The organism is Escherichia sp. MR, from assembly GCF_005280595.1.
Classification (GTDB): Bacteria; Pseudomonadota; Gammaproteobacteria; order Enterobacterales; family Enterobacteriaceae; genus Escherichia; species Escherichia ruysiae.
The window spans coordinates 1-254 of sequence record NZ_SZVK01000153.1 but is presented as its reverse complement, the minus strand read 5'-3'; the positions used below and the strand labels follow the sequence as shown (position 1 = coordinate 254).

At 42.1% G+C, this 254-nt stretch carries 1 pseudogene; it reads left to right on the top strand.

The window, feature by feature from the left end:
- Positions 1 to 254, top strand: a pseudogene (locus FC814_RS23010) (integrase); the annotation flags it as partial.

The following is a 254-nucleotide window of genomic DNA, read 5'->3' as shown; positions in this document are numbered from 1 at the left end:
ATTTTTACAAAGCATTCAGAAAGATGATATTCATATTGAGAAAATAGGCAGACGGCTTGTAACAGTATTCTTAGATGACCAGAAGCAACGAGGAGCAGCCGATCAATCTCGTCAAAACTGGCTTACATGCTTAGGATCGCTCTATGAATTTGCTAAACGCCGTTATGACGGAATACCAGACAGTAACCCTTTTCACGGTCATAACCTCGAAGCACGTCGCACAATCGAGAGTTATCAACCGTTTACACCTGAAC